Raw genomic sequence first — 23,879 nt, 5'->3', positions numbered from 1 at the left:
TTAATTAGCTAATACTGTTTGGAATTGATTACTACGCTCAAAGAACTCTTCAAAGCTGTCAGCAAACTGTTGAGTATCGTTTAAGGCTGACTCTTTCATCACAGCCGAAAGCACCAAGCTATTATCAATAAGATTCAATGCCGGTTGCCCCAATTGAAAATTGCGAGGTGAATATTCCACGATCATGCTCAGTAGCATATGCGCCATTGAATCAAATTTTGCAGGACTATATTCAGCAAGGTGACACCAAATAATTAAATCATCACCAGAAAGATCGATATTAATCGCTGGCGAGTCATTCATTTCTAATTGAATATTTGAATGACAGTCGAGTTGCGGATTAATTAGATCACTACGGCCCATTGAATTTAAAAATGTATTTAATGCTTCTACAAAGCGGTATTTCATAAGAAATTTCCTTATATTGTCTTAATAATATTCACTTTCACCATTTCAGATACCTCATTAAATGAGAGCACCTCTAATTCAGGAAAGCGTCCTTCAAGGATTTTTTTCACAAAACGACGTATATCGACCGGCACCAGCACATTAATATCTCGAATAGATAAATGGCTATTTTCGAGGGCTAGCTCGGCAGCTTGAATTAATTCATTGGTCTTTTCTGGTTCTAAATGCAAATAGACTCCCCCAGAAGATTGACGAATGCCTTGGCGAATGGTGTCTTCAAAAACAGAATTCACCATAAGCACATTTAAGCGGCCATCAATGGCAAAACGGGAAGAGATATAGCGCGCCATTGAGGTTCTGACATGTTCAACGAGCATTAAGCTATCTTTCTCTCTTGGCACCCATTGCACGAGAGTTTCAATAATGAGTTTCATATTACGCACTGAGATTTTCTCCATTAATAAACGCTGGAAAACCTCTGTCACCTTTTGCACCGTCGCGTGTCGATAGCACTCTTTTAATAGTTCAGGGTATTTGCCTTCTAAATCATCTAGTAAGTTTTTCGTTTCTTGGATCCCAAAAAACTCATTAATATGACGCAGCAATAGTGTACTAACGCAATCAATCATTTCGGTCACATCATCGCGCACCATCAAACCAAGCTGTTCAATATGTTCGTGATCTTGCTTGCCACACCAAGAGCTAATTGCGCCATACTCATCAGTAAAATGGGTCAGCGTTATGCCTAAATATTCCAATTCATCACTCATGGTTAATAAGCGAAATCCACCGAAACAGATATCGTATTCACCTGCTTTAACTTCATTAATTAAAATGATGATTTTGTTATCTGGAACGATAGGTGAATAATTAATGGCAATATCGGGTATCCGGTAACCATAACGAACAAACACATCCTTTTTCATACGAAACAAAAAGTTTTTTTCTTCGAGCTGTTTTTTATATTGCTGATTAACCGAAATAATAATCGGCAAGGTTTCAGGAATATATTCAGGCTCAAAACGGCTATTTTCCCTTTGTGTTTCCCCTTCGGTGACTTCCGAATCGACACTCACCTGCTCAGTTTGTGATATCTGCTTATTCTTCTCTTTACGCGTTTTCCAAAAACGAACAAAAAATAGTACTGATAGCAAAGAGGCTAAAAAGAGAAAAATAGCGGTAGGGAAACCCGGCAGGAACCCCATAAATAAAACGATGAAGGCAGTAATAAGAATCGTAAAATTATTCGCAAATAACTCAGAAACGATATTTTGACCTAAGTTTTTATCATTGCCTCCAACGCGAGTCACAATAAAGCCTGCACTAATAGAGATAAGCAGTGCTGGGATCTGTGCCACCAAACCATCACCGATGGTTAAGAGTGAGAATGTATTCAGAGCCGATGACATATCCATGCCCTGCTGTGCAACACCCACAGAAATTCCCCCGATCAGATTGACAAAAATAATGACAATCCCTGCAATCGCATCCCCTTTAATAAACTTCATTGCACCATCAAAAGAACCAAATAATTGACTCTCTTTTTCTAAGTCGCCGCGCCGCTCTTTCACCGTCGATTCATCAATCACCCCTGCCCGTAAGTCGGCATCAATACTCATTTGCTTACCCGGCATTGCATCGAGGGAAAAACGTGCTGCCACTTCAGCAATACGCTCAGACCCTTTCGTGATCACAATAAATTGCACTATGGTCACAATGGCAAACACCACCATACCGACCACTAAATTATCTTGGATCACAAACTCACCAAAGGTGGCAATAATATCGCCCGCGTCAGCCTCCAATAAAATCAAGCGGCTCGTGCTAATAGATAATGCGAGACGAAATAATGTGCTTATTAATAAAATAGAAGGGAATGATTGAAAATTTAATATGCGAGTAATATAGAAAGAGCTCATAAAAATGAGCACCGATATCATAATATTCAAGCCAATTAATAAATCGACCAATATTGTTGGTAATGGAATAATCAGCATGGCGATGACCATCACCATAATAACTAAGACCATCAATTCTGGGCGATTGCGGATCGCCAAAAGAAATCCCGTAAATTTATTCATGCGGTTTCTGTTCCTTATTTAGCAAACCGTTGCGCATCATGATTTCCTCTTGTGCCTTCACATAGTCCATATATATTTTCAATTGATTGAGCAGCTCTTCTCGTGCTTCCAATGATTGAAAAATTGCGGTGGGTATTGTTCCAAATGCCAAAATTAATAATTGTAAAAAACGCGCCCGTAAGTCCGTGCTCATCGCCCCTAACTGTGATGAAATAAATAACAACAAATTCTCTTCAAATTGCGCTTGGCTACGAATACCACTGGTAAAGAGCTGACTGAGCTTTTTAGCAAACTCAGAATTAATCAGTTGGCTGTGCTGCCGAAAAAGCCCCGATTGGAAAAATTGTTGGGTGAACACATGCTCAAGTGACTGCAATTCACGTAACCGCCCTACACGGAGAAAATAATCACCAAATTCACTAATATTAATATCGCCCAATGGCAGGGCTTGTAGATCACACGCCAGCGCTCTGCTTAAATAACGCATAATATTTTCGCGCTCTTGGCTTTCCATCTCCTCAACCCACTGCTCATATAGATAAACTACAGGGCCGTCATAACTAAGAAACTCACGATATAACATGCGTAAGTTCCCTGCGGATTGCTTAATTTTTTGCGCAAACGCCTTCGCAACCAGTGCAATATTTATCCCCGCTTGAGTGCTTCTATCGCTATCCTCAGCGTTAAGTTGTTGCTCCAGCTCTTTTAGTTGTTCGAGTTGCTCAGCCTTCAATTTCCCTCGATTGATTAAGGCCGCAAGCGCCATTAACAAATCGCTAGGGTCGGCAAAAAAGCGCAATAAAAATGCTCTTAGCTCTTTAGGAGTCATAAACTGCCGATTAAGCGCACTTTCAACATGTAAAATGGTTTCATCAGCATGCTCATCAAGGATGCGCTCAGCAAATTGCATCCAATCTTCGGTTTCTCCTTGTTTAGAGCCACTTTTTTTTACATGGCTCGCCGCCAACATCGACATTGAGGCATATTCCCCAGCACTATCGATAACCCCTTGACCGCGCAATACTTCGTCCGAATCATCACTGGTTTTTGATGATCGACTCTTTTCATGTGAACTGCTGACTATGCGGGAACCAAAGCCCAAAGGCGTTATTGCCATGGTTGCTCCATATAGGTTTTCAAAAATTTAACGGTACTGTGCAACTGCCCGTTTTGTTCTTTAATACGCTGATTTTCCGAGAACTGACGCCCATCCCATACTTCGTTTTCGTCCAATAAACGCGGTTGGATCAAAAACAATCGCACCATTTTTTGCTTATTAACGGAGGTATGACTAAAGAGGCCGCCGATCAGTGGGATATCCCCCAATAAAGGAATATGACTTTCATTTTCAACCACTTGTTCTCGGGTGTATCCCCCAATTAATAAACTGCTATTTTGCGCAATACGCGCAACCGTATTGATAGTCGTACGATTAACAGATGGAAGGCCTTCCACATTCGAAACCTCACCACTTTTTGATTGTTTTTCACCGCCGTCTTCAATATTCACTTCCATCTCAACTTGATGACCAGATGAAATACGCGGCATCACACTCACCATGGTGCCGTAAGTGACTTGCTCCAAGGTGGCAATACGTTCCCCTTGTAACTTGGCATAAAAACTGGTGTTGTTATCAAATAAGGCAGGAATGTTCTCTTGGGTTAGCAGAACAGGACGAGAAACAATATGGCCATTACCGCTTTTGCTTAAGGCATCAACGCGTAACAGAAAATCCGTACTGTTTGATAACGTGCTGCGATTAAAAGAAAATGCCGTGTTCCCCGTATTAATCGTGCCAACTTCCCAATTGACGCCTAAATTATCCAATTCACTACGCGTGATATCGATAATCCACAGTGATAGCTCAACTTGGCGGCGACGCGTATCTAACGTTCTAACCAGTTGGCGAACATAACGAATTTGTTCAGGGGAACCTTTAACAATTAGACTGTTACTATCAGGGTGAGCCACCAAAGAAAAAGGCACATTTGATGATGAAGAGTGACTAAATGTCGCTAGAGACTCAGAAGCTTCACCGATGGGTGCATCCATCAAGGCATCAATATCATCTCCAACCTTCTCTTTGGGAGTTATTTTTTGCGTCGGTACGGCGCCGGTCGGCGTATCTTTGAATAGCTCACTGATAACTGACAGCATGCCCGGCACCGTGATGTTATTACCGCGCAACGCATAGTTTCTATCTGTCACAGAAGCATATTTTACGGGGATCACTGCCAACTCCCCCCCAGATAACGACTCCTGCTTAACCTGCTCATCAAGATACAACGTAGCGGCTTTTATCAATTCAACATATAACGGTGGCCCAGAAACAAATAGCAGGCTATTTTCCCCTTGAGTACGGACAGGAAAACGCGGGTCGTAAATCCCATTTTTCTTAATATAATTGAGGACTTGTTGGCTACTGGCATTATTCATCGGAATAATTGCACTACGCATTTCGCTATTATCATAAACATAAATCGCTGCACCATCGTCATACCAAACCAGCGCAATACGGCGAGTTAATGCTTTAAACATTTCATCGGCATTCGCTAAATTAAAATTACCTGTAATGCGTTTTTGTGCCGCAAGTTTGCTGAGAATAATCGGCTTATTCAGTCGCTCAGCGATAGAATCAAACACTTTTCCTACCGCAATATTATTGGCGACAAAGGTCTCCTGACCCATTTCTTGTTTAACCGGCTCTGCTGTGATTACTGTCGTTTGCGCTAAACTATGATCCACACTCAGTAAAAAGAGTGACAATAAGATCACTCCGCCTCTTTTACTGCTCATATAATTTTGCTCCAAGGTGCCTAATATCAGAGGGAGTTAACCCTAGCTCTTTTTTAATATCGTTAGTAAAATGCGATGCGGAGCAATAACCCGCTTCCAACCCAACATCAAGTATTGAATTATCGCTTTCAATTAATTTCAAAATGGCTGACGCCATTCGCACACTCATAATTTTTCTTTTTGCTGTTTTATTAAAGTTTTCTCGATATAGCTGCCTAAAATAAGAAGCCGACACGCCATACCTTGCACATAGCTGGTTAATATTGGCATTTTTATCTTTTTCGGCGGCAGAAAGTAAAAAACGCATAATGCCGTATGCTTCATAGCGCCTTAATATATTGCATCATGAATAAAACTGAGGTTGCCGTTGAATAATCAAATCAATAACAATATTCTTTATTGAATATTCGGAAAAAATATCACTTGATAGATGAATAACTTCATCTTCTTTATTATCTGATGAGGTTATTTCGTTTTCTGCAAGAAATGATTGCCCCATTGCGGTATCAATAACAGCAAGAACTTCAATGACCTCAGAAAGTAGCATTGAATGAATAAACCAGCCCTTTTTATTAATAGAAGTAATATCTGATGATGGGAATACAAATAAAGATTGCCCCATTACCTCTACTTTTTTACCCGAATAGGGAGAATGAAAAATTAACGCTGTTTCCTCAGCGTTAGGTATCGCTAAAACTAAGCTGTCTTGTAAAGAGAAGCAGCCTTCTTTATTTTCAAGTAATGCCGCAATATTTGTATTCACCATGATGTTTCTACTTTATCTAAAGAGAATCAATAGCGCTAAAATGGCGGAAAATGCATCATGGCACAAAGGAATAATCCGGAATAACTCATACTCGATATCTAACATAATAGGTCAGAATGATTAAGATAAATTCTACTGACGGAAATGCAGTTATCAGTTTTACTAGCGCCAATTTCTTGTCATTGGAATTTACTTTATGAAAGATACAAATAGCCGCGCTTGTATAATGAAAATTGCTAGCGGCCCCATGAATGGACATGAGCTAATGTTAACTGCTGACGCTCATTTGATTGTTATTGACCCGAATGTTGAATACCACACAGAGGTCGATAATGATGGGCTTATGACTTACTATATCCCTAGTGAATCAATACATTACGAACTAGCTATCACAACAGAGGATGGTTCGAATGATCATATCAATGATGCCGATGAACCAATATTTTATCTTCATATCAATGATGGTATGAAATCAAAGTCTATTCCTATCCCCTTTCAAGAATTAATATTGGCCGACACATTTCCTATTGCAATAAAACCAATTGATGCACCATGGAACCTATCAACTCGTGAGCCTGCATTACCTGAAATTTGTATTGAAAATGACAGTCAACCTATGCTGGAATCCAAATTAACCAAGAAAAATTTTATTTTCTTTGGGCTATTTGTTTTAACTATTTTTTCAATAATTCTAGTTATTCAATACTACTCTGGAAATAATTCTTTAAAAAAGATAAACACTGTCGAAAACATTCTACAAGGCAGCCATTATCCCATCATTGTGACTCTGAACCAGCAAGGTGAAACCTTAATTTTAGTGCGAAATCAGCGTGACGTCGACTGGAGTATTCAACGCCTAAGAAAAGAGCATTATTCTGAAAAGTATCAGATAACAAAAATAGCTCAGTTGGAAAGTGAAATTGAGAATAAAATTTCCGAAAACGTACCGAGTTTATTAAAGATTGATTTAAGTAATCCTTGTCACCCTATTGTTAGAAAAGCCAATAAACAGGTAACCACTAAGGATGAAAAAATCATTAATAATATTATGAAAGGTTATCTTGGCTGCTATAAAAACAGTGAAATTTTGACCGTCAATTTAGACGAACTGATAAAAAAGGCGGAAATAGGATTAACAGAAAGTAACGTTCCGTGGAAACGAGTTGATAAAGATAATATGACCATATTTATTGTTCAAGGAAGTTTGGATGATAAACAGATATCGTCTACTGTTCGGCTCGCGGATCAATTTATTAATCAATGGGGAAATCAGCATATTCAGTTTTCAATTTCTCTGGCAACGAATCAACTAACAGGGAAATCATTTATCCGTAACGATCAGGGTTTTATTATTTTAGGCCATAACCATTGGTCGTTTAATTCAAACACAATTAATTAATGAGGTGATATATGTCAGATTCAGGTATTCTAGGTATTAATAAAGACACGGGTAATTGGGAGTCATCCGCATTCGAAACGCCGGTGGCTGGTGATAAAAACTGGGGAATGATGTATCGCAGTAGTGCGAATGTCAGTAACCGAGCCAAAGAGTTCGCCGATGAATTAAAAGACATACTTGATGGTAAGACGACAACACCTGATGGTAAGACGGTAAAGTTAGAAGTCGATAACCCACTGACTCTCGGAAAAATTACCGCTTTAAGTGGTAGCTACAATATGGCAAGACAGTTACAAAGCAACTTAATGAAATCCATTAAAGATACCGCTCAAGCCATTATCCGTAACGTTTAATTTCACAATAGAGCATCGCTTTGTGGGTGCTCTACCTTTTAGGAGCCTATGATGATACAGCCTATTAATCGATCCGTTTTCATGTCAATGATGTTAGATAATACTACTGACAGCGTATCGACTCAATCTCTTGAAAGTACGGTTAGATCTCTTTATGCACAATATTCTGTTGAAGTACAAAATAAAAAAGAGGCCCTTTTTCACCAAGCCGATACCATAGATGTTAGCAATCCCATTGATGTGATGAATATGCAAAATTCAATCGCCCAATACAGTTTAGGCCTCAATTTTGTGTCGACCCTCACCCATAAAGCCACAGGTGCTATTGATACTCTACTAAAAGCCCAATAAGTCATGAATACATTGAAGAAATTAATCCTAATTACCTTCGTCGGGTTATTGGCTGGGTGTGATAACCAACTCTTACTCAGTCATCTTAGCCAACGCCAGAGCAATGAAGTCCTAGCCATCTTACAAGAGCATGGCGTTGAAGCTTCACGTAAACAAGATAATAAACAAGGGGATTCTATAAAGGTATCGCCGCGTGACTTTGTGATCGCCGTAGATTTATTACGTCAATATAACTTACCGTCTAAAGACCCTGTGGAGATCATTCAGGCTTTCCCGGGAGACTCGCTGGTTGCTTCACCACAGGCGGAACGCACTCGACTGCTCTCCTTGATTGAACAACGCTTAGAGCAATCTCTATTAACGATCCCTGATGTTGTTAATGCGAGGGTGCATGTCAGTTACCCTCTGAATGGTAATACCCCGACTAAGCAGACGCAAAAAGTGTCTAGTTTAGTGACCTACTCTGGTAATGAAGACCCGAAATTGATGATGAATAAAATCAAACTATTCCTAACCAGTAGCTTTGCAGAAACCAATTATGACAATGTTTCTGTGGTGATTGTCAGCCGCCCACCTTTACAGCATCAAATTCGCACTGAACCTGAATCAATATTTAATCCTATTTGGGTTGCCATACTGACGCTCGGGGGAGCCGCTGTTCTTGGCCTAGCCATATTCCTTTGGCACCGCCAGCAATCATTGAAAAATAGAGATGATCAAGACAAGGCCGCTATAGAGGCAAAAATCGATGACACTATTGCATAATATTCATCCACTTCTGCAAGCAGATATCTTCTTAGCGCCGGGGAGTTATTTCCATTTAGAATACAGTGATGTTGATTATCATCGATTACCTGCAACGTTAAAAAAACTGCATAACCAGCAGTTGATCCAACAGTATCTTTTGCCTTGGCCTGATAGCACAACGGCACGGCTACCTCGTATTTTGTCGATGGAGTGGAATCAACTCCCAAAAGTCGCTCTCGGATTAGGGGCTATTTTACATTCAGGCGCGCTGCCTTGGTGGGGAGAGTTGGCGGCTTTTTCCGACTTACGCCACAAATACAGTGACCCACTCTGGCAGTGCACTGATAGAGAAAGCCCGACTCCCCAACATTTACTTGCGCTTGGGGCTGAACAACTTTTCGCCTATATCACTCCCTTCGGGCGTGCCTATACCGAGAGGTTAAAATATATGTTCAGCAATCAAACGTTAGCGCTAATCCCTTCATCGTTTAACGCGATGCTACCTTGGAATATCATTGAAGAAACTTGCCGTTATGTCAGAAAAAATACAGCCTGATATCCAACAAACCGCATGTGAAAAAGTATTGATTAAACATCATGCTACTCGTGCGTTTCGCTATGTGAAACAGATTGAACAACAAGCTCAACAGCAAGCCACAGAGCGTTATCAACAAGCTCAGCAACAGGTGGAACATATTCACAAAATTGCCTATCAGCAAGGCTACTCTGATGGCTTAAAACAGCTCCTGTCTAAATTAATTGAAAGCATTGAGATCAGCGAAAAGTGCTATCAACAAGCCGTGAATCAAAGCCAAGAAACGTTATTGCAGCAACTTTCTGCGCTTTTTCATGATCCACACTTACAAGAAATCATTGCTAAATACCTCATTCAGCAACAAGAGCGACGCCCCATCACACTGTATTTACCTGATAGGTTACAAAACATGTTTAACCATATCGAGGCGGGTCTAAAAATCTTACCCAGTGTAGAGGGGAATATTGCTTTAGAAATAGGTAATGAAGTCATTCATTTTTCCCCGACGATTGCCGCCGAGCAGACTTTGCCTCAAATATTATCCGTCTCAGCCCGCTGCCAAATTTTAGCAGAGAGAAAATCAGCCTATCAGCATATCATGGCTTTGATCGAACAAGGAGATTGTAATGATATCCCCACTAACGCTTAATAGACTCAACGTAGGAATGAATGAAAAAATATCAACAGGTTCGAATCGCCCCAATATTACAACCAAAGTGAGTGATGCGTGGCACACAAAATCTACCACCGTCAAACCGACAGCATCTCAAGAGCGCTATATTGTATTAACTGATGCTGAACATACCGAGATCAATCAATTATTAAGTCAATTAAAAATTGATGACACAAATAACGAAGCGCGCAGAGCCAATTTTTTGGTCTTGTATAAAAAACTCGCCAACTCAACGAATGAAGCAAAAGAGCGGTTTATTACTGGAGCAATGCAACGACTAAAAACTCCCGACGCATTTGCTGATCAAGAACAACTCAAAGCAACATTTGAAAAAACCTTATATCGAGTTAATGCAACTAACCTGATGACTCAGCCATTTATCAACCAGATGAATGATAGTATCAGTAGTATTAGTCTAGAGGGTGACCAAGATGATGAGTTCAAATTTTATTAATCAATTAAATTCGTTATAGCACACTTAAAGCGTCACTCCTTTTAATATCCCCACCTTCTCATAGACTTAATATATTATTTTTATGTTAAGTCTTAACCCAAAACATTCCATAGAAAAATATAAAAAATCAATATACAAAATTGATATATATAGCGCGTCGTAAAGTTATAAATTAAGTCATCATAAAAAAACAGAGAGTTTTTATTAAAAATCGTCTTTTTTTTATAAATATCTTATAGTGTGTCGTTTTTTTATATTGTGGCACGACGTATTGAACGTTAGGATATGGAAGAATAACTTGTCGATGAAATTATATTTACGGAAAATAATATGAATAATACTGAACAAATTGAACAAGAACCTCTTATTATTTTATCTGAACATGTTGTTTATGACCCACTTAAGCGAACCCTGTCTCGGGGGAAGAAAACGATTAATCTTTCAGAGAATGAATCATGCTTATTGAAATTATTACTGAATAAAACCAGCAGTAAACGAGAAATTATGTATGAGATCTGGGAAAAACGTGGAACAATTGTGACTGAAAGTAGTTATTACAAATTAGTCAGACAATTACGCCTCTCTTTCAAAAAAATGGAGCTTGATGAAAACCTAATTATGACGCTGCCTAGAGTCGGCATCCTCTATACGGGCACTAAATCGGAGGCTAGCCATGCGCTATTCAACCACCAAAAGAAAGGGGTTTATTCATATATTCAATGTTTCTTTCAAAAAGTATTTAATCGCACTATCTTATAAAGATAAAGAGTATCAATATGAAGATTATGAATTATAAACAAAGATTAAAAACATCAATATTTTTATTTATTCTCGCTTTTTTTCTATCTGGTTGTGTGAAAAAACCGCATAACCTTAGTAATAAAGAAAACGCAATGAGTTTACAAGGTAATATTTATTCCAAAAATATTGATATACCAAATGAATCGATTATTACTCTGTCATTTTCACCATTACAACAAAATGATAATGAAAATACTAAAAATGATAACTTTCAGTTTAAAACTAAAGAGACTGGACGCACTATTGCATTTAGTGTTGCACTCCCTCCAGACATAATTATTAGAAAAAACAACTTAGGTATTAGTGCAAGGGTAGAAAAGAATAATGAGCTAATTATGATGACCGAGCAAATTAGCCCATTCCCTAAAAATAATACTGATAAAATTTCACTGACCGTTGTCGCGAACCAATAAATCATCTGTCATTTTTTATTTCCCCCCAGGGACGATGTTATTCTCTGGTGCGGGTTTTATAAACATTAATAAGGTTAATACTATGATAACAACCATTAATGTAATGGCGAAGCCATCAATGAATGAGCCAACATGAGCTTCTCTACTGATAAGAGACAAACTCATATTCACGCTATCCATTGTGGGTAATTTCTGCTCCCCAGTCTGAATAAAAGCTCTTTTTGTCTCAAAGTGTTCATCAAAAGAGATTCGTAAATAAGTGTTCATTAATGCGCCTGCTATTGCAGGCATCAATACGCGCGCAATAGAAATGTAGGCGCCTAAATTTAATGCATCTTGCGGCTTAATATTGACCACAAAAGAAGCAATTAAGCCAATGAGCACCAAGCACTCCCCAAAAGACTGCATGATCATTAATGGAATAAATTCATCAACTCGCCACTGATAATCAACCTGCATTCCCAATAGACTCGCGCCACCAATAATAGACACACCGATGATCATTAATAACCGCGAGTCCACTCGTCTAGCTAACCAAATTGCGATCGGGCTAAACAATAGGTATGAAATAAAAGCAATATTCGTCACTTCGCCTATCTGGTGAGGTTTTAATCCCCCAATTGTGATTAAAAATGAGGGAATAAACAGCGAATTTGCTAGCATCAAAAAGCCGTATAAACAGGAAACGACAAAACAAAGAAATAAATTTCTATTCATTAACCAGCTGGGGTGAGCAAAAGTCTGCTTAAAAGAGAATGCACGAATAATAAAAATAGCAAAAAGAGCCACACTCGCGATTAAGCAAGCGGTGATCAAGCCTGAATCATACCAACCCAACATTTCACCTTGCACAACACCAATATACAGTAGAACCAAACTGACACTTTTCAGCGCCATGCCTCCCCAATCTGTTTGGGCCAAAAAATCATGGTTAATTCCGACTAATGGCATTCCCTTCCATGCAAAGATAAATATTAAACAGGCAAAACAAGCACAGACCCAATACATCCATTGCCAGCCAAAAATTTCAATAAAAGATCCTGAAATTCCGACCCCCGCATCCATCCCCAAAGAGACGCGCAAACTATACGCGGCCATAACGATTAACCAGACATTCTGTTGTAGGTTTCGTAAAGCCAATGAAATTGTCATCGGTAAATACACACCTAAACAAAAACCAATAACAAAATGGATCAAGACTAATGCAGTAAATAGATCCCCACCTTCCCCTATTAATGGAAAAGAGAGAAAGCTCACCAACAATACGGCACTGGTACTCATTAATATTTTTTCGGCACCCAGCACGACCATAAACCAAGGCGTCAATGTCATGCTGATTAATTGCGCAGCGTTTAAAGAGACATTAATCCATGTGCCTTCTTGTACATCTAACCCAAAAATGCCTCGAATATCCGCCAGTGATAAAGAGAACATGCGTACAAATAACGTCGACAATATCGCGCCGATAAATACGGATATCACAACAAAAAGTGGATTAGTTTCTTTGCTATTTTGCAATATTGCTAATCTCATCTCAGTCTCCTTGTGACTGCGTACTCTGAGTATCAATATTCACAATGACCGACATACCCGGACGCAACTTATCTATCGCCGATTGCTCTGATAATAAACTGATATAAACAGGGATCCTTTGGACGACCTTCGTAAAATTTCCGCTGCTATTATCTGCGGGAATTAAAGCGGACTCTCCGCTACTTTGTGCTCCAATATCACGCACTACGCCACTAAATTTCATATCAGGAAAAGCATCCACTGAAATGGCCACAGACTGCCCCGACTGGACATTTTTTAATTGGGTTTCTTTTAAATGAGCAATGACATAAGGCTGTGAACGCGGTGTGACGGTGACAATTTCGGTGCCTGGTGTTACCAAACTTCCTACATTCAGCTTAATTTTATTTAATTGCCCATCAAAAGGTGCAGTAATCGTCGCATACGAAATTTGCGTATTTGCTTGTTGATAATTGGCCAAGGCAATATCACGCTCTGCAAGACGAATATTCTCTTGTTGAGCTAAGAGTAATTTCGATTGTTTTGCTTGCTCCCATTCGGCTTTTGCGGCTTGTTCCAGTTTTATTAACCGCTGTAAATCTGAGTTCGCATCAAGGTAATTTTGAGAAGTGATCGCCCCACTTTTAATTAATTCTTTACGCAGTAAAGGACTACGCTGCATTTGAGAAACCTCAATACCTGCTGCTTTATAACGGTTCCATAATTTTTCAATGGTCAGGTCATACTCTTTAATTTCATCCGCAAGATTATTGAGTTGCTGCTGTGCTTTTTTATAGTTAGCTTTAGCAATCTGTTGATTTAACAACTCCTCTTGGTTGTTAATTTCTGCAATCACGTCTCCCTCACGGACATATTGATAATCCTCCACCAAAATACGTGAGATATACCCCGTCATTCTTGATTTCAGTATTGCAGAGTCCGATTTAATGTAGGCATTATTCGATTCTTGATAGCGTCGATTACTTTGCCACCGATCCCAATTGAGGGTCGTCATAGCAACTAATACGCCGACACACAACAGACTAACCCAAGGTGTTAATCCAATGATTTTTCTTGAAAATTGTTTAGTCTCATTTGTCGTCATTCTATGGACCTCTATACTTACACCGATTGGCAACGCAATAAATAACACCCGCAATCTAACATTGTTAGGTTGGATAAATATGTTAAACTAACATTGTTAGGGAATAAAGAGCTAAATGAGAATTATTTATGAAAACTCCAAAAATCACACGATTACAAATACTTGAGACCGCGCTTCAACTTTTAGAAACAGAAGGTATTGATGGATTAACGATGCGCAAGCTTGCGGACGCACTGAATATCAAAGCCGCTTCACTTTATTGGCATTTCAGCAATAAGTTATCGTTGGTCGAAGGCATGGCAGATCACATTGTTGCGGAGGTTGCACTCAATGAGTGCGATAGTGATGATTGGAAATCTAATTTACTGAAGATCACAACTCAGTTACGAAAAGCGCTCTTACAACACAGAGATGGCGCCCGTGTTTTCGCTGGGACCTATGCAATTTCAGATAATGTATTACGAATTAATAACGCATTAATCAAAACATTCGTACAGTCAGGAATGTCCGCCGACAAAGCAGCAAGCTGCACCATGACCGTGTTCTATTTTATTTTAGGGTGCTGTATTGAGCAGCAAGCGGCTCTCTTTTCTAACGGCAATGATCTACAAGAAAAATTAAATGAATTCAATAAATTATCGAATGATAAGTACCCATATACATGGGAAGCTAAAGCAACATTGTTTTCTGATAACTATGACCAACGCTTTATAGACGGGCTAAACCTCATCATTGGTGGCTTAGGAACATTGAAATAATTCCCAAAAAATTCATTAAATGCCAAAAGCAGGCGGCGGTATTACAAAATACCAGCCGCTAAAAAATATCGATATAACTTAAAATCAAATCACAAAAAACCCGCCAAACCAGTATAGCAAGTTGATAATTTATCTATTTTGATTATTTAAAATACGTTATGTTACTTACTGGTATGTTAGGCGCCAATGAGTTGCTTAGCTGCACCTCAAATTATTTCGCATATAATAACTAATTTAGGTAACAAGCTAAATTAAAGGCATAGTTTGCACTATCATTGTGCTTTATACTGCAGTCTGTAATGAAATAATTGAATGGGCGGTAATGGCGATGAATGGAACAATCACAACGTGGTTTGAAGACAAAGGTTTTGGGTTTATCAAAGATGAAAACGGCGATAACCGCTATTTTCATGTGATTAAGGTCGCCAACCCTGATCTGATTAAGAAAAATGCAGCAGTCACCTTTGAGCCAACAACAAATAATAAAGGGTTATCGGCTTACGCGGTTAAAGTAATACCTGAAAGCAAGTATATTTATATTGCTGGTGAACGTATTAAGCTGACATCCATCAAGTCTTATGTGGTTTACAGTGAAGAAGTACCTGCTGATACAGGAATTAATAAAGAAAATGCTGTATTATCTGTAGGCGCTTTAATGAATAATATTAGGCCAAAATCAGACATTAAAGCGGGTGATATGCGCTCATTAAAAAAATTGGCGATCACCACGTTACATGGCACAACGCTGATCTTCTCAGAAGATGAAATAGATATTGATGAAACGGTAAAATTGATCAAATGACCGGTTTTTGATGCTGTTTTTATACTGAATAGGGCGGTAAGGTATGTTGGAATTTTTAAAAAATTACGATAACTTAACAATTAGCGAAAAAAAAGTATTAAAATATCTTACCGATAATATTACTGATATCCCTTATTTAAATATTAATGAATTAGTGGCTAAAACCTTTGTCTCAAAAACGGTGATCATTAACTTATCGCAAAAATTAGGGTTTAGTGGTTTTAAAGAGCTTAAATTTCAAATTAATAATTATATTCTCAGCAAAAATAAAACAGAAAAAATAAACCCGTCATCCTACAAAAAACAACTAGAAAGAAACATTAATAAAAGCTTTACATTGATAAATGAGGAGCAAATTGCTAATTGTGCCAAAACATTACGTCATTCTAGGAATATTTTTATCGTTGCTAGGGGAACGAGTAAAGCAGTAGGTTTTTATCTTGAACATATGCTGTTTGCACTGGGGCTACATTGCTTTTTTATTAATGATTACAACCTATCGGATTCATTCACACGCTTAGTGACCAAGGACGATACCGTGATTTTTATTTCTCTGTCTGGGGGAACAAAAAAAATCATTGAAACAGCGAAAATTGTCCAGTTAAAAGAGGCAAATATCATTAGTATGACAGCATTTCATACCAATGAGCTTACCAGCTATGCAGACAATACTCTATTTTGTTTTTCAGATAGTTATGACACTAAGATCGATGATACCAAGTCCAGAACTGGCTTTTTTATTTTAGTTGATTTATTGATCAATGAATTGGAGTATTTGCTTTAAAATAATCTGTACTCGTCATATTTCAAACTGCAATGCTTCTCGTTAAAGTATGGTGACTACGTTGATTTGTTACTTATCTATATCTCGAATCACTAAAGTATAAATAAAGTTAAATTAAAATTTTTTCATCTAAAGAAATGCCTATGTATTGTTTATTATATCCACTTAACTTAAATAATTTTAACCATTATTTAATGTGAGCAACAATATTATTCCTACATTATTTAGAATAATTTCCTCTCATATTGGAAAAAATAAAATGACCTAGGTCATAATTAATGACCTAAGATAATATTTAAAACCGAAACATCATTTATTTTACTCGATCTCCAGTGCTAGTATCCCTTTTATACTCGTCATACTTCTAGTTGCAGCGTTTTCTAAGCGCATAACGATTTTTTGGCTTGTCGCTTAGCTGCACCTCGAATTATTTAGAATATATTTTATATTCGAAGTCATAAGGAAAAAAATATGGCCAAAAAAAAGTTCGGTGAATCAATTCAACGTTTTGGGAGAACCTTACTTCTTCCAATCGGTGTTTTGGCACCCATTGGTATGATTTTGGGTATCAGCGGTGCTTTAGTTCAATCCTATATGATAGCTCGGTTTCCTTTTCTGGGGAATGAAACCGTTAATGCGTTATTAGTCAGTATCCGTTCAATTGCAGGTGTTATTTTTGACAATATCCCGCTCCTTTTCGCAATGGGGGTGGCTTATGGCATGAGCTTAAAAGATAAAGGCATTGCTGTTTTTGCCTCTGTCGTTGGCTACCTAACATTAATCATAACCATTAATGTCTGGCTAGTACTGACAGGTAAGCTTGCGGATCCTGCCGTTATGACTCAGGTTGGGCAAATTAAGGTGTTAGGCATACAAACCATGAATATTAGCGCCGCGGGCGGGATAATCACTGGGTTAATTGCTGCTTGGGCCACCGATAAATTCTATAACCTTGAGTTACCGACTGCATTTGCCTTCTTCTCAGGTAAAAAATCAGTATCGATTATTATGATTGGTTTAATGATCGCAGTGGGTGCAGTCTTACCTTTTATTTGGGAAATTTTGGTTCTTGGCTTGATGAAATTATCAGCCGTGATCCTCAGCCCAGTCGGACCATTCTTTACGGCAGGTGGTGAACGACTCTTTATTCCATTTGGCTTACACCATGTTTGGAACGTTTTATTTAGATTTACAGAAGCAGGCGGCTCTTACGTTATTGATGGGCAAACTTTTGTCGGTGTTGTTCCTGCAATGACGGAAGTGTTATTCAAACAAGGACCAAACAGTGAATACTGGGCAATGATGCCAAGCCTGACACGTTTTATGGCTCAACAGCAGATGTTAGTGACCTTGTTCTTATTCCCTGCTATTGCCTTAGCCATCTATAAAACATCCAAAAAAGAGAATCGTGCTGAAGTTAAATCAATGTTAGTTACCATGGTATTAACCGCCATATTAGGTAACGTGACTGAACCGTTAGAATTTACCTTCGTCTTTATCGCACCTCTTTTATATTTAGTTTATGCAATCATTGTTGGGATTGGTGCAGTTCTACTTTCTTTAGCGGGTGTTGCAATCGGCTATATCCGGGGAACAATATTTGACTTCACTATCTTTGGCTTGCTGTATGAACATACGAACTGGATCTTCTTAGTGATTATCGGAAGCTGTTTAGCTGTTGTCACTTACTTTATCTTCTACTGGGCAATCATCAAATTTGATATCAAAACACCGGGCAGAGAAGAATCAAGTAATTTGAAAAATACCTTAATTAAAGAAAAGCGTTATGGCGAGGTTGCAGAAATATTGATCAATGCATTAGGTGGAAAACAAAACATTCGTAATGTTGATAACTGTATTACCCGTATGCGTATTGACGTCGCAGAAGTGAATCAAATTGATAAAGATTTAATGTTGGAGTCTGGTTGTACTGCATTCTTCTTCCCATCGGCAAACCATGTCCATGTTGTCTATGGTCCAAAAGTTGAGTTTGTTCGTAATGCTGTTGATGAAGCAATGAAGAAATAAAGAAGGGATACAAAATGAGAGCGTTATACGATTCTAAAAGTAAAACTATTGATGACCGTGGAATAAAAGACCTGTTATCGAATGAAGCCAAATATTCAACTTGGTTAATGTTTGAATCAATGCTAGCTCAGGCTCAAGCCGAACTTGGTTTTATTCCTCAATCGGCAGCGGATGAAATTAAAGAAAAAGCAGTTATCGAGAATATTGATTTCGAAGAAATGAACCGTATTTATCAAAAAATCGGTCATGGCTTTGTACCTTTTTTAAAAGTACTGGTGAATGCTTGTTCCGAAGAGAGCGGTAAATATATTCATTATGGAATTACCACGCAGAATATACAACAAAGTTCACAGCTGTATATGATGAAGACGGTACATCATAAGTTTATGCTGCTGCTCGGCGAGATCATTGAAAACTTATCTAATTTAGCATTGAAAACCAAATCGATGGTCATGCCGGGAAGGACCCATGGTCGCCATGCGATCCCGATTACCTATGGATATAAGGTTTCTGTCTGGATCAGTGACTTCATTGACTGTTATCAGCGTATGCAAGAGTGTGAAAAGCGTGTATTTACTATCATGATGGGCGGCGCTGTTGGGGCATTTAACTCCATGCCAGGTGTAGGTTTAGAGGTACAAAAAAGAGTTGCCGAATTAGTGGGCATGGAAGCGATGGAAGTACCATCAAGAAACCTGAGTACCCATAAATTAGAATATATGGCTAACTTAGCGTTGATGGCTAACATCTGCCATAAAATTGGTGAAGAAGTCTATAGCACAACATTGGAAGAAATCGCTGAGGTTTCGGAAGGGTTTACTAAAGGCACCGTGGGTAGCAGTACCATGCCACATAAAATTAACCCTAAATTAGCCAAAGGGATCATTGCTAACTCACAGAAATTATATTCCTTGCCAAGTGTGGGTATGTACTCTGCGGTGAGACCATATGAAGGGGATAGCAGTTCATACATGTTGTTTGATGGCTTGATTGAAGAAGCATTAGAGCTTACCACGGAGATCTTGTTGAGAACTGAAGAGCTGTCTAGAACGATTGTGCCTCATGAAGAAAGAATGCTACATAACGTCCTCAGAAATAAAGGATTAGATAATACTGAATACGTTATGATGAAGATGGCTGAAAAATTGGGTAAAGATAAAGCTCACTCACTACTCTATGAGGAAGCGATTAAAACCGCTGCTGATGGTGAGGATTTTTATACTAACTTAACTAAGAATGAGATCATTTCCGCGGCATTTAGCAATGATGAAATCAAAGAAATGTTAGACCCTCGAGCTTATATTGGTTTGTCTGTTGAAATTGCCGAGAAAGAAGCAAAACGTGGATTTGCTACTGCGCAAAAGATTCAACAACATTATAAATAAACCATAATGTTAATAATAAATAATATATTAAATATTATTTAAATTTCTAATAGATATGGCCATCTTTATATTTATAGATAAAGATGGCCAATCATCACTTAAAATTCACACTGGCTATATTATTCAAACGCTTGTCCATGTAATCCACATACCACCACACATTTCCCTGCACCCATCCATATATGTCCACTTCCCTTAAAATAAGACAGCGATAATTAGAGTTTCTGCCCTAAAATTGCAGAGGTCATGATGAAAAAAGCTCGTTTTACTGAAACTCAAATCGTTAATATTTTAAAACTCGCTGATTCAGGTATGAAAGTCGAAGATATCTGTCGCCAAATGGGTTTCATATTTCACGCGCTTCAGCAAGCGTCACGATAGGCAATACACCAAAAGCGAATCTTTTTCTTTACCACTAAAGGCTACTTCATTCTCCAGTAGCATGAGTCTTTCGTTGTAACTTCAAGGCATAAGCCACCACCATCAAAGAGTTTATATGGCTTCTCTTTAGGCTTTGCAGCCTCTACCTGACGGGCGGTTTATGTCATTGGGGCACCTCATATGCCCCCACAATCCTATTGATTTGGGGTGAGCTGAGCTGGCATCCGTTAAATTGAAAGTGGATTAATAGTTGATATTTGAGGGATTAACTGATTTTTGTGGCGGTGTATTGAACTTGAGTGGCGGAAGATCACAGGAGTCGAACCTGCCCGGGACTGCTGGCAGCCCCAACTGGATTTGAAATCCAGCCGCCTCACCGGAGACGACGATCTTCCTTATCTGTAGAGGCTTGATTATAGCCCGAATACTCTATTTTCCAAAGCCTATGAAATCAAATAGTCACATTTATTGATAAAGATTAAGCACAAAAAACGTTATCTTGTATTGAGGTTTTCATTTCCGCCCCCATATAATTTTACATATTCACAGTGGCGTGCTGCTTTCGTTAAGTTGAGGGTCAGCCGTTTAACTTATTGTCAATACAGTAAGCCTTGGCCTACGAGCGCAAGCCTGCTATCACAGGATGTTTATATGACAAACCCATTATTAACCGATTCTGTACTACCTCATTTTACTAAAATTGAACCTGATCACGTCTTTCCTGCGGTTCAACAAGTCCTGACTGAATATCGCCAAACTGTCGAAAATATCCTGTCAGCCACTCATCAATATACTTGGGATAACCTATGCCAACCGCTTGAAGAAGCAAGCGATAAACTATCCCGTGTATGGTCACCCGTTGGGCACCTTCATTCCGTCAAAAATAGCCCAGAACTGCGTGAAGCTTATGAAAAATGCCTACCATTACTCTCTGAATTCAGCACTTGGATGGGCCAACATGAACCTCTCTATCTGGCGTATAAATCCCTAAAAGATAGTGCACAATTTGCTTCACTCAGCCAATCCCAGAAAAAATCGATTGAAAATACGCTGCGCGACTTCGAATTGTCAGGCATTGGTCTACCACCTGAAAAACAACAGCGCTACGGTGAAATTGTTGCCCGTTTGTCAGAAATCGCCTCTAAATTCAGCAACAATGTCCTTGATGCGACAATGGGCTGGACCAAATTAATTAAAGATGAAAGCGAACTGGCTGGTATGCCTGAAAGCGCTATCGCGGCAGCAAAAGCAATGGCTGAATCCAAAGGTGAAGAAGGCTATTTACTCACTCTGGATATGCCAAGTTACTTACCTGTAATGACTTATGCAGATAACGCTGAGCTACGCCGCGAGATGAGTTATGCCTATAGCACTCGTGCTTCCGATCAGGGTCCGAATGCAGGCAAATGGGATAACAGTGAACTTATCGATGAATTGATGGCACTGCGTCATGAACTCGCTCAATTGCTTGGTTTTAAAAACTTTGCTGAAAAGTCACTCGCAACAAAAATGGCTGAATCGCCAGAGCAAGTATTAGACTTCTTAACCAATTTAGCTGAACGAGCTCATCAACAAGGTAAGGATGAATTAGCGGAACTCACCGCATTTGCGAAAGAACATTATGGCGTCGATAAGCTCGAATCTTGGGATATTGCTTATTACAGCGAAAAACAGAAGCAGCACAAATTCTCACTGAGTGATGAGCAACTGCGCCCTTACTTCCCAGAGCAACGTGTTATTGAAGGTCTGTTTGAAGTCGTTCATCGTATTTATGGTTTAACAGCCAAAGAGCGCAAAGATGTTGAAACATGGCACCCCGATGTGCGTTTCTTTGAGCTATATGATGACACCAACACATTGCGCGGTAGCTTCTACCTTGACCTATACGCGCGTGAGCACAAACGTGGCGGTGCGTGGATGGATGATTGTGCAGGTAGAATGGTTCATAAAGATGGCTCGCTACAAAACCCTGTCGCTTATCTGACTTGTAACTTCAACAAACCACTTGGTGATAAACCCGCTTTATTCACTCATGATGAAGTGATCACCCTATTCCACGAATTTGGTCATGGCCTGCACCATATGCTGACAAAAATCGATGTCGCCGATGTTGCGGGTATCAATGGTGTACCTTGGGATGCCGTTGAATTACCAAGCCAATTTATGGAAAACTGGTGCTGGGAGCCTGAGGCTCTTGAGTTTATCTCTGGACACTATGAAACGGGTGAGCCATTACCACGCGCAATGCTTGATAGCATGTTGGCAGCGAAAAACTACCAATCTGCCATGTTTGTTCTGCGTCAGTTGGAGTTTGGTTTATTTGATTTCCGCTTACATGCTGAATATGACCCAGCGAAAGGCGCGCAAGTCATGCCAACCTTATATGCGGTAAAAGAAAAAGTAGCCGTTGTTCCATCACCTGAATGGAGCCGTTTCCCACACGCCTTCAGCCATATCTTTGCGGGTGGTTATGCTGCGGGGTATTACAGCTATTTATGGGCAGATGTACTTGCGGCAGACGCCTATTCACGCTTTGCGGAAGAAGGTATTTTTAACCGCGAAACTGGGCAATCATTCCTCGACAATATCCTCAGTCGTGGTGGTTCAGAAGAGCCAATGGTACTGTTTGAACGTTTCCGTGGCCGTAAGCCTGAGCTGGATGCAATGTTGAAGAGCTATGGTATCAATGGCTGATCACATCAAGATCCAATTGATCTGTGAAGAGGGTGCCGATCAAGGCGCCCTATCTCAACTTGCTGAAAAATGGAATCTTATCCATTGTCCTGATGCCATTATGGCGCTGGTTCTGACACCTGAGAATTTGCAATTACGCAAAATGGATGAACCAAAACTAGGGGGGATTTTTGTCGATTTTGTTTCAGGGGCAATGGCGCACCGACGTAAATTTGGTGGCGGCCGTGGTGAAGCTGTTGCCAAAGCTGTTGGGATCAAAAAAGATTATTTACCCGATGTAATTGATGCGACTGCTGGTCTTGGGCGTGATGCTTTTGTGTTAGCGGCGCTAGGTTGTCAGGTACGTATGTTTGAACGTCATCCTGTTGTTGCCGCGCTGTTAGATGATGGACTACAACGTGGTTATCAAGATAGCGAAATTGGCGAGTGGCTAAAACAACGTATGTCGTTAATCCATGCCTCGAGTATTACTGCATTAGCCAATATCACAACACCGCCTGATGTTATTTATCTCGACCCAATGTACCCACACCGCCAAAAAAGTGCATTAGTCAAAAAAGAGATGCGTGTTTTTCAATCATTGGTAGGGGCTGATGATGATGCCGATTCTTTATTGGCACCCGCTTTAGCCTTAGCTAAACGTCGTGTCGTGG

The 23,879-nt window shown here is 39.4% G+C and carries 22 protein-coding genes, 1 tRNA gene and 3 pseudogenes; 17 read left to right on the top strand and 9 right to left on the bottom strand.

Annotated features, from left to right (window positions below; translation table 11 throughout):
• The 5 genes and pseudogenes from PR709_RS10530 to PR709_RS19590 all read right to left on the bottom strand — a co-directional run bounded on the left by PR709_RS10530 (nucleotide 1) and on the right by PR709_RS19590 (nucleotide 6,051).
• On the bottom strand, nucleotides 1-408 hold the full coding sequence (locus PR709_RS10530) for a type III secretion system protein (RefSeq protein WP_014657096.1): 408 nt from the start codon (nucleotides 406-408) through the stop codon (nucleotides 1-3).
• Between the two features lie 11 nt (nucleotides 409-419).
• Nucleotides 420-2,489 carry an EscV/YscV/HrcV family type III secretion system export apparatus protein gene (locus tag PR709_RS10525; RefSeq protein WP_004926235.1) on the bottom strand — a complete coding sequence of 690 codons (2,070 nt, stop codon included), beginning with the start codon at nucleotides 2,487-2,489 and terminating at the stop codon, nucleotides 420-422.
• Nucleotides 2,482-3,606, bottom strand: a complete 1,125-nt coding sequence (gene sctW / locus PR709_RS10520; protein WP_004926232.1) for a type III secretion system gatekeeper subunit SctW — start codon at nucleotides 3,604-3,606, stop codon at nucleotides 2,482-2,484. The genes PR709_RS10525 and sctW overlap by 8 nt, the downstream gene beginning before the upstream one ends.
• Nucleotides 3,597-5,285 carry a type III secretion system outer membrane ring subunit SctC gene (sctC, locus tag PR709_RS10515; RefSeq protein WP_004926229.1) on the bottom strand — a complete coding sequence of 563 codons (1,689 nt, stop codon included), beginning with the start codon at nucleotides 5,283-5,285 and terminating at the stop codon, nucleotides 3,597-3,599. The genes sctW and sctC overlap by 10 nt, the downstream gene beginning before the upstream one ends.
• Nucleotides 5,275-6,051, bottom strand: a pseudogene (locus PR709_RS19590) (helix-turn-helix domain-containing protein). Before PR709_RS19590 ends, sctC begins: the two are co-directional and overlap by 11 nt.
• Before the next feature lie 196 nt (nucleotides 6,052-6,247).
• Here PR709_RS19590 and PR709_RS10500 point away from each other — a divergent pair.
• From PR709_RS10500 to PR709_RS10460, 9 genes are all read left to right on the top strand, one after another.
• Entirely contained in the window at nucleotides 6,248-7,450 is a 1,203-nt protein-coding gene (locus PR709_RS10500) for a PrgH/EprH family type III secretion apparatus protein (RefSeq protein WP_004926223.1), read from the top strand.
• An 11-nt stretch (nucleotides 7,451-7,461) separates the two neighbouring features.
• Nucleotides 7,462-7,803 carry a type III secretion apparatus needle protein gene (locus PR709_RS10495; protein ID WP_004926220.1) on the top strand — a complete coding sequence of 114 codons (342 nt, stop codon included), beginning with the start codon at nucleotides 7,462-7,464 and terminating at the stop codon, nucleotides 7,801-7,803.
• 51 nt (nucleotides 7,804-7,854) lie between these two features.
• On the top strand, nucleotides 7,855-8,154 hold the full coding sequence (sctI, locus tag PR709_RS10490) for a type III secretion system inner rod subunit SctI (protein WP_014657099.1): 300 nt from the start codon (nucleotides 7,855-7,857) through the stop codon (nucleotides 8,152-8,154).
• Between the two features lie 3 nt (nucleotides 8,155-8,157).
• Complete coding sequence (sctJ, locus tag PR709_RS10485) at nucleotides 8,158-8,919, top strand: type III secretion system inner membrane ring lipoprotein SctJ (RefSeq protein WP_004926218.1); 762 nt, start codon at nucleotides 8,158-8,160, stop codon at nucleotides 8,917-8,919.
• A complete protein-coding gene (locus PR709_RS10480; protein ID WP_004926214.1) occupies nucleotides 8,903-9,457 on the top strand; it encodes a hypothetical protein in 555 nt (184 codons plus the stop codon). Before sctJ ends, PR709_RS10480 begins: the two co-directional genes overlap by 17 nt.
• A complete protein-coding gene (locus PR709_RS10475; protein ID WP_004926211.1) occupies nucleotides 9,435-10,085 on the top strand; it encodes a hypothetical protein in 651 nt (216 codons plus the stop codon). Before PR709_RS10480 ends, PR709_RS10475 begins: the two co-directional genes overlap by 23 nt.
• On the top strand, nucleotides 10,063-10,563 hold the full coding sequence (locus PR709_RS10470) for a hypothetical protein (RefSeq protein WP_004926210.1): 501 nt from the start codon (nucleotides 10,063-10,065) through the stop codon (nucleotides 10,561-10,563). Before PR709_RS10475 ends, PR709_RS10470 begins: the two co-directional genes overlap by 23 nt.
• Nucleotides 10,564-10,893: 330 nt before the next feature.
• A complete protein-coding gene (locus tag PR709_RS10465) occupies nucleotides 10,894-11,322 on the top strand; it encodes a winged helix-turn-helix domain-containing protein (protein WP_004926207.1) in 429 nt (142 codons plus the stop codon).
• Nucleotides 11,323-11,339: 17 nt separating this feature from the next.
• The gene (locus PR709_RS10460) at nucleotides 11,340-11,777 is read left to right on the top strand and encodes a YbaY family lipoprotein (protein ID WP_004926206.1); all 438 of its coding nucleotides are present in this window, start codon (nucleotides 11,340-11,342) and stop codon (nucleotides 11,775-11,777) included.
• Between the two features lie 15 nt (nucleotides 11,778-11,792).
• On the opposite strand, the gene PR709_RS10455 is transcribed toward PR709_RS10460, so the two are convergent.
• Both PR709_RS10455 and PR709_RS10450 read right to left on the bottom strand, forming a co-directional pair.
• The gene (locus PR709_RS10455; protein ID WP_004926203.1) at nucleotides 11,793-13,310 is read right to left on the bottom strand and encodes an MFS transporter; all 1,518 of its coding nucleotides are present in this window, start codon (nucleotides 13,308-13,310) and stop codon (nucleotides 11,793-11,795) included.
• 1 nt (nucleotide 13,311) lies between these two features.
• Entirely contained in the window at nucleotides 13,312-14,394 is a 1,083-nt protein-coding gene (locus PR709_RS10450) for an HlyD family secretion protein (RefSeq protein ID WP_004926198.1), read from the bottom strand.
• Nucleotides 14,395-14,522: 128 nt separating this feature from the next.
• On the opposite strand from PR709_RS10450, the gene PR709_RS10445 reads away from it, so the two are divergent.
• From PR709_RS10445 to PR709_RS10420, 6 genes and pseudogenes are all read left to right on the top strand, one after another.
• Nucleotides 14,523-15,152, top strand: a complete 630-nt coding sequence (locus tag PR709_RS10445; protein ID WP_004926195.1) for a TetR/AcrR family transcriptional regulator C-terminal domain-containing protein — start codon at nucleotides 14,523-14,525, stop codon at nucleotides 15,150-15,152.
• Nucleotides 15,153-15,474: 322 nt separating this feature from the next.
• Nucleotides 15,475-15,954, top strand: coding sequence for a cold-shock protein (locus PR709_RS10440; protein ID WP_014657106.1), 480 nt, complete (start codon nucleotides 15,475-15,477; stop codon nucleotides 15,952-15,954).
• A gap of 43 nt (nucleotides 15,955-15,997) precedes the next feature.
• Entirely contained in the window at nucleotides 15,998-16,738 is a 741-nt protein-coding gene (locus PR709_RS10435) for a MurR/RpiR family transcriptional regulator (protein WP_004926190.1), read from the top strand.
• A gap of 471 nt (nucleotides 16,739-17,209) precedes the next feature.
• Entirely contained in the window at nucleotides 17,210-18,766 is a 1,557-nt protein-coding gene (locus tag PR709_RS10430; protein WP_004926187.1) for a PTS transporter subunit EIIC, read from the top strand.
• Nucleotides 18,767-18,780: 14 nt separating this feature from the next.
• Nucleotides 18,781-20,151: a class-II fumarase/aspartase family protein gene (locus PR709_RS10425; protein ID WP_004926185.1), complete on the top strand. Its 1,371-nt coding sequence runs from the start codon at nucleotides 18,781-18,783 to the stop codon at nucleotides 20,149-20,151.
• 249 nt (nucleotides 20,152-20,400) lie between these two features.
• Nucleotides 20,401-20,496 (top strand): annotated as a pseudogene (locus tag PR709_RS10420) (transposase); the annotation flags it as partial.
• Nucleotides 20,497-20,573: 77 nt separating this feature from the next.
• Here PR709_RS10420 and PR709_RS19585 read toward each other — a convergent pair.
• Nucleotides 20,574-20,639: pseudogene (locus PR709_RS19585) on the bottom strand (hypothetical protein); the annotation flags it as partial.
• A 193-nt stretch (nucleotides 20,640-20,832) separates the two neighbouring features.
• Nucleotides 20,833-20,927: transfer RNA gene (locus tag PR709_RS10410), tRNA-Sec, on the bottom strand.
• A gap of 256 nt (nucleotides 20,928-21,183) precedes the next feature.
• Between PR709_RS10410 and prlC the strand changes: the two genes are divergently transcribed.
• Nucleotides 21,184-23,226 (top strand): oligopeptidase A, encoded by a 2,043-nt coding sequence (gene prlC, locus PR709_RS10405; protein ID WP_004916007.1) that lies wholly within the window; start codon nucleotides 21,184-21,186, stop codon nucleotides 23,224-23,226.
• On the top strand, nucleotides 23,219-23,879 hold a 661-nt coding region (locus PR709_RS10400), incomplete at its 3' end, for a class I SAM-dependent methyltransferase (RefSeq protein WP_272514038.1). The genes prlC and PR709_RS10400, both read left to right, overlap by 8 nt.

The organism is Providencia sp. PROV267 (assembly GCF_028477825.1).
Taxonomy (GTDB): Bacteria; Pseudomonadota; Gammaproteobacteria; order Enterobacterales; family Enterobacteriaceae; genus Providencia; species Providencia stuartii.
Note: the sequence above shows the minus strand (reverse complement) of the source record. Positions and strands in the feature narration are given on the sequence as shown.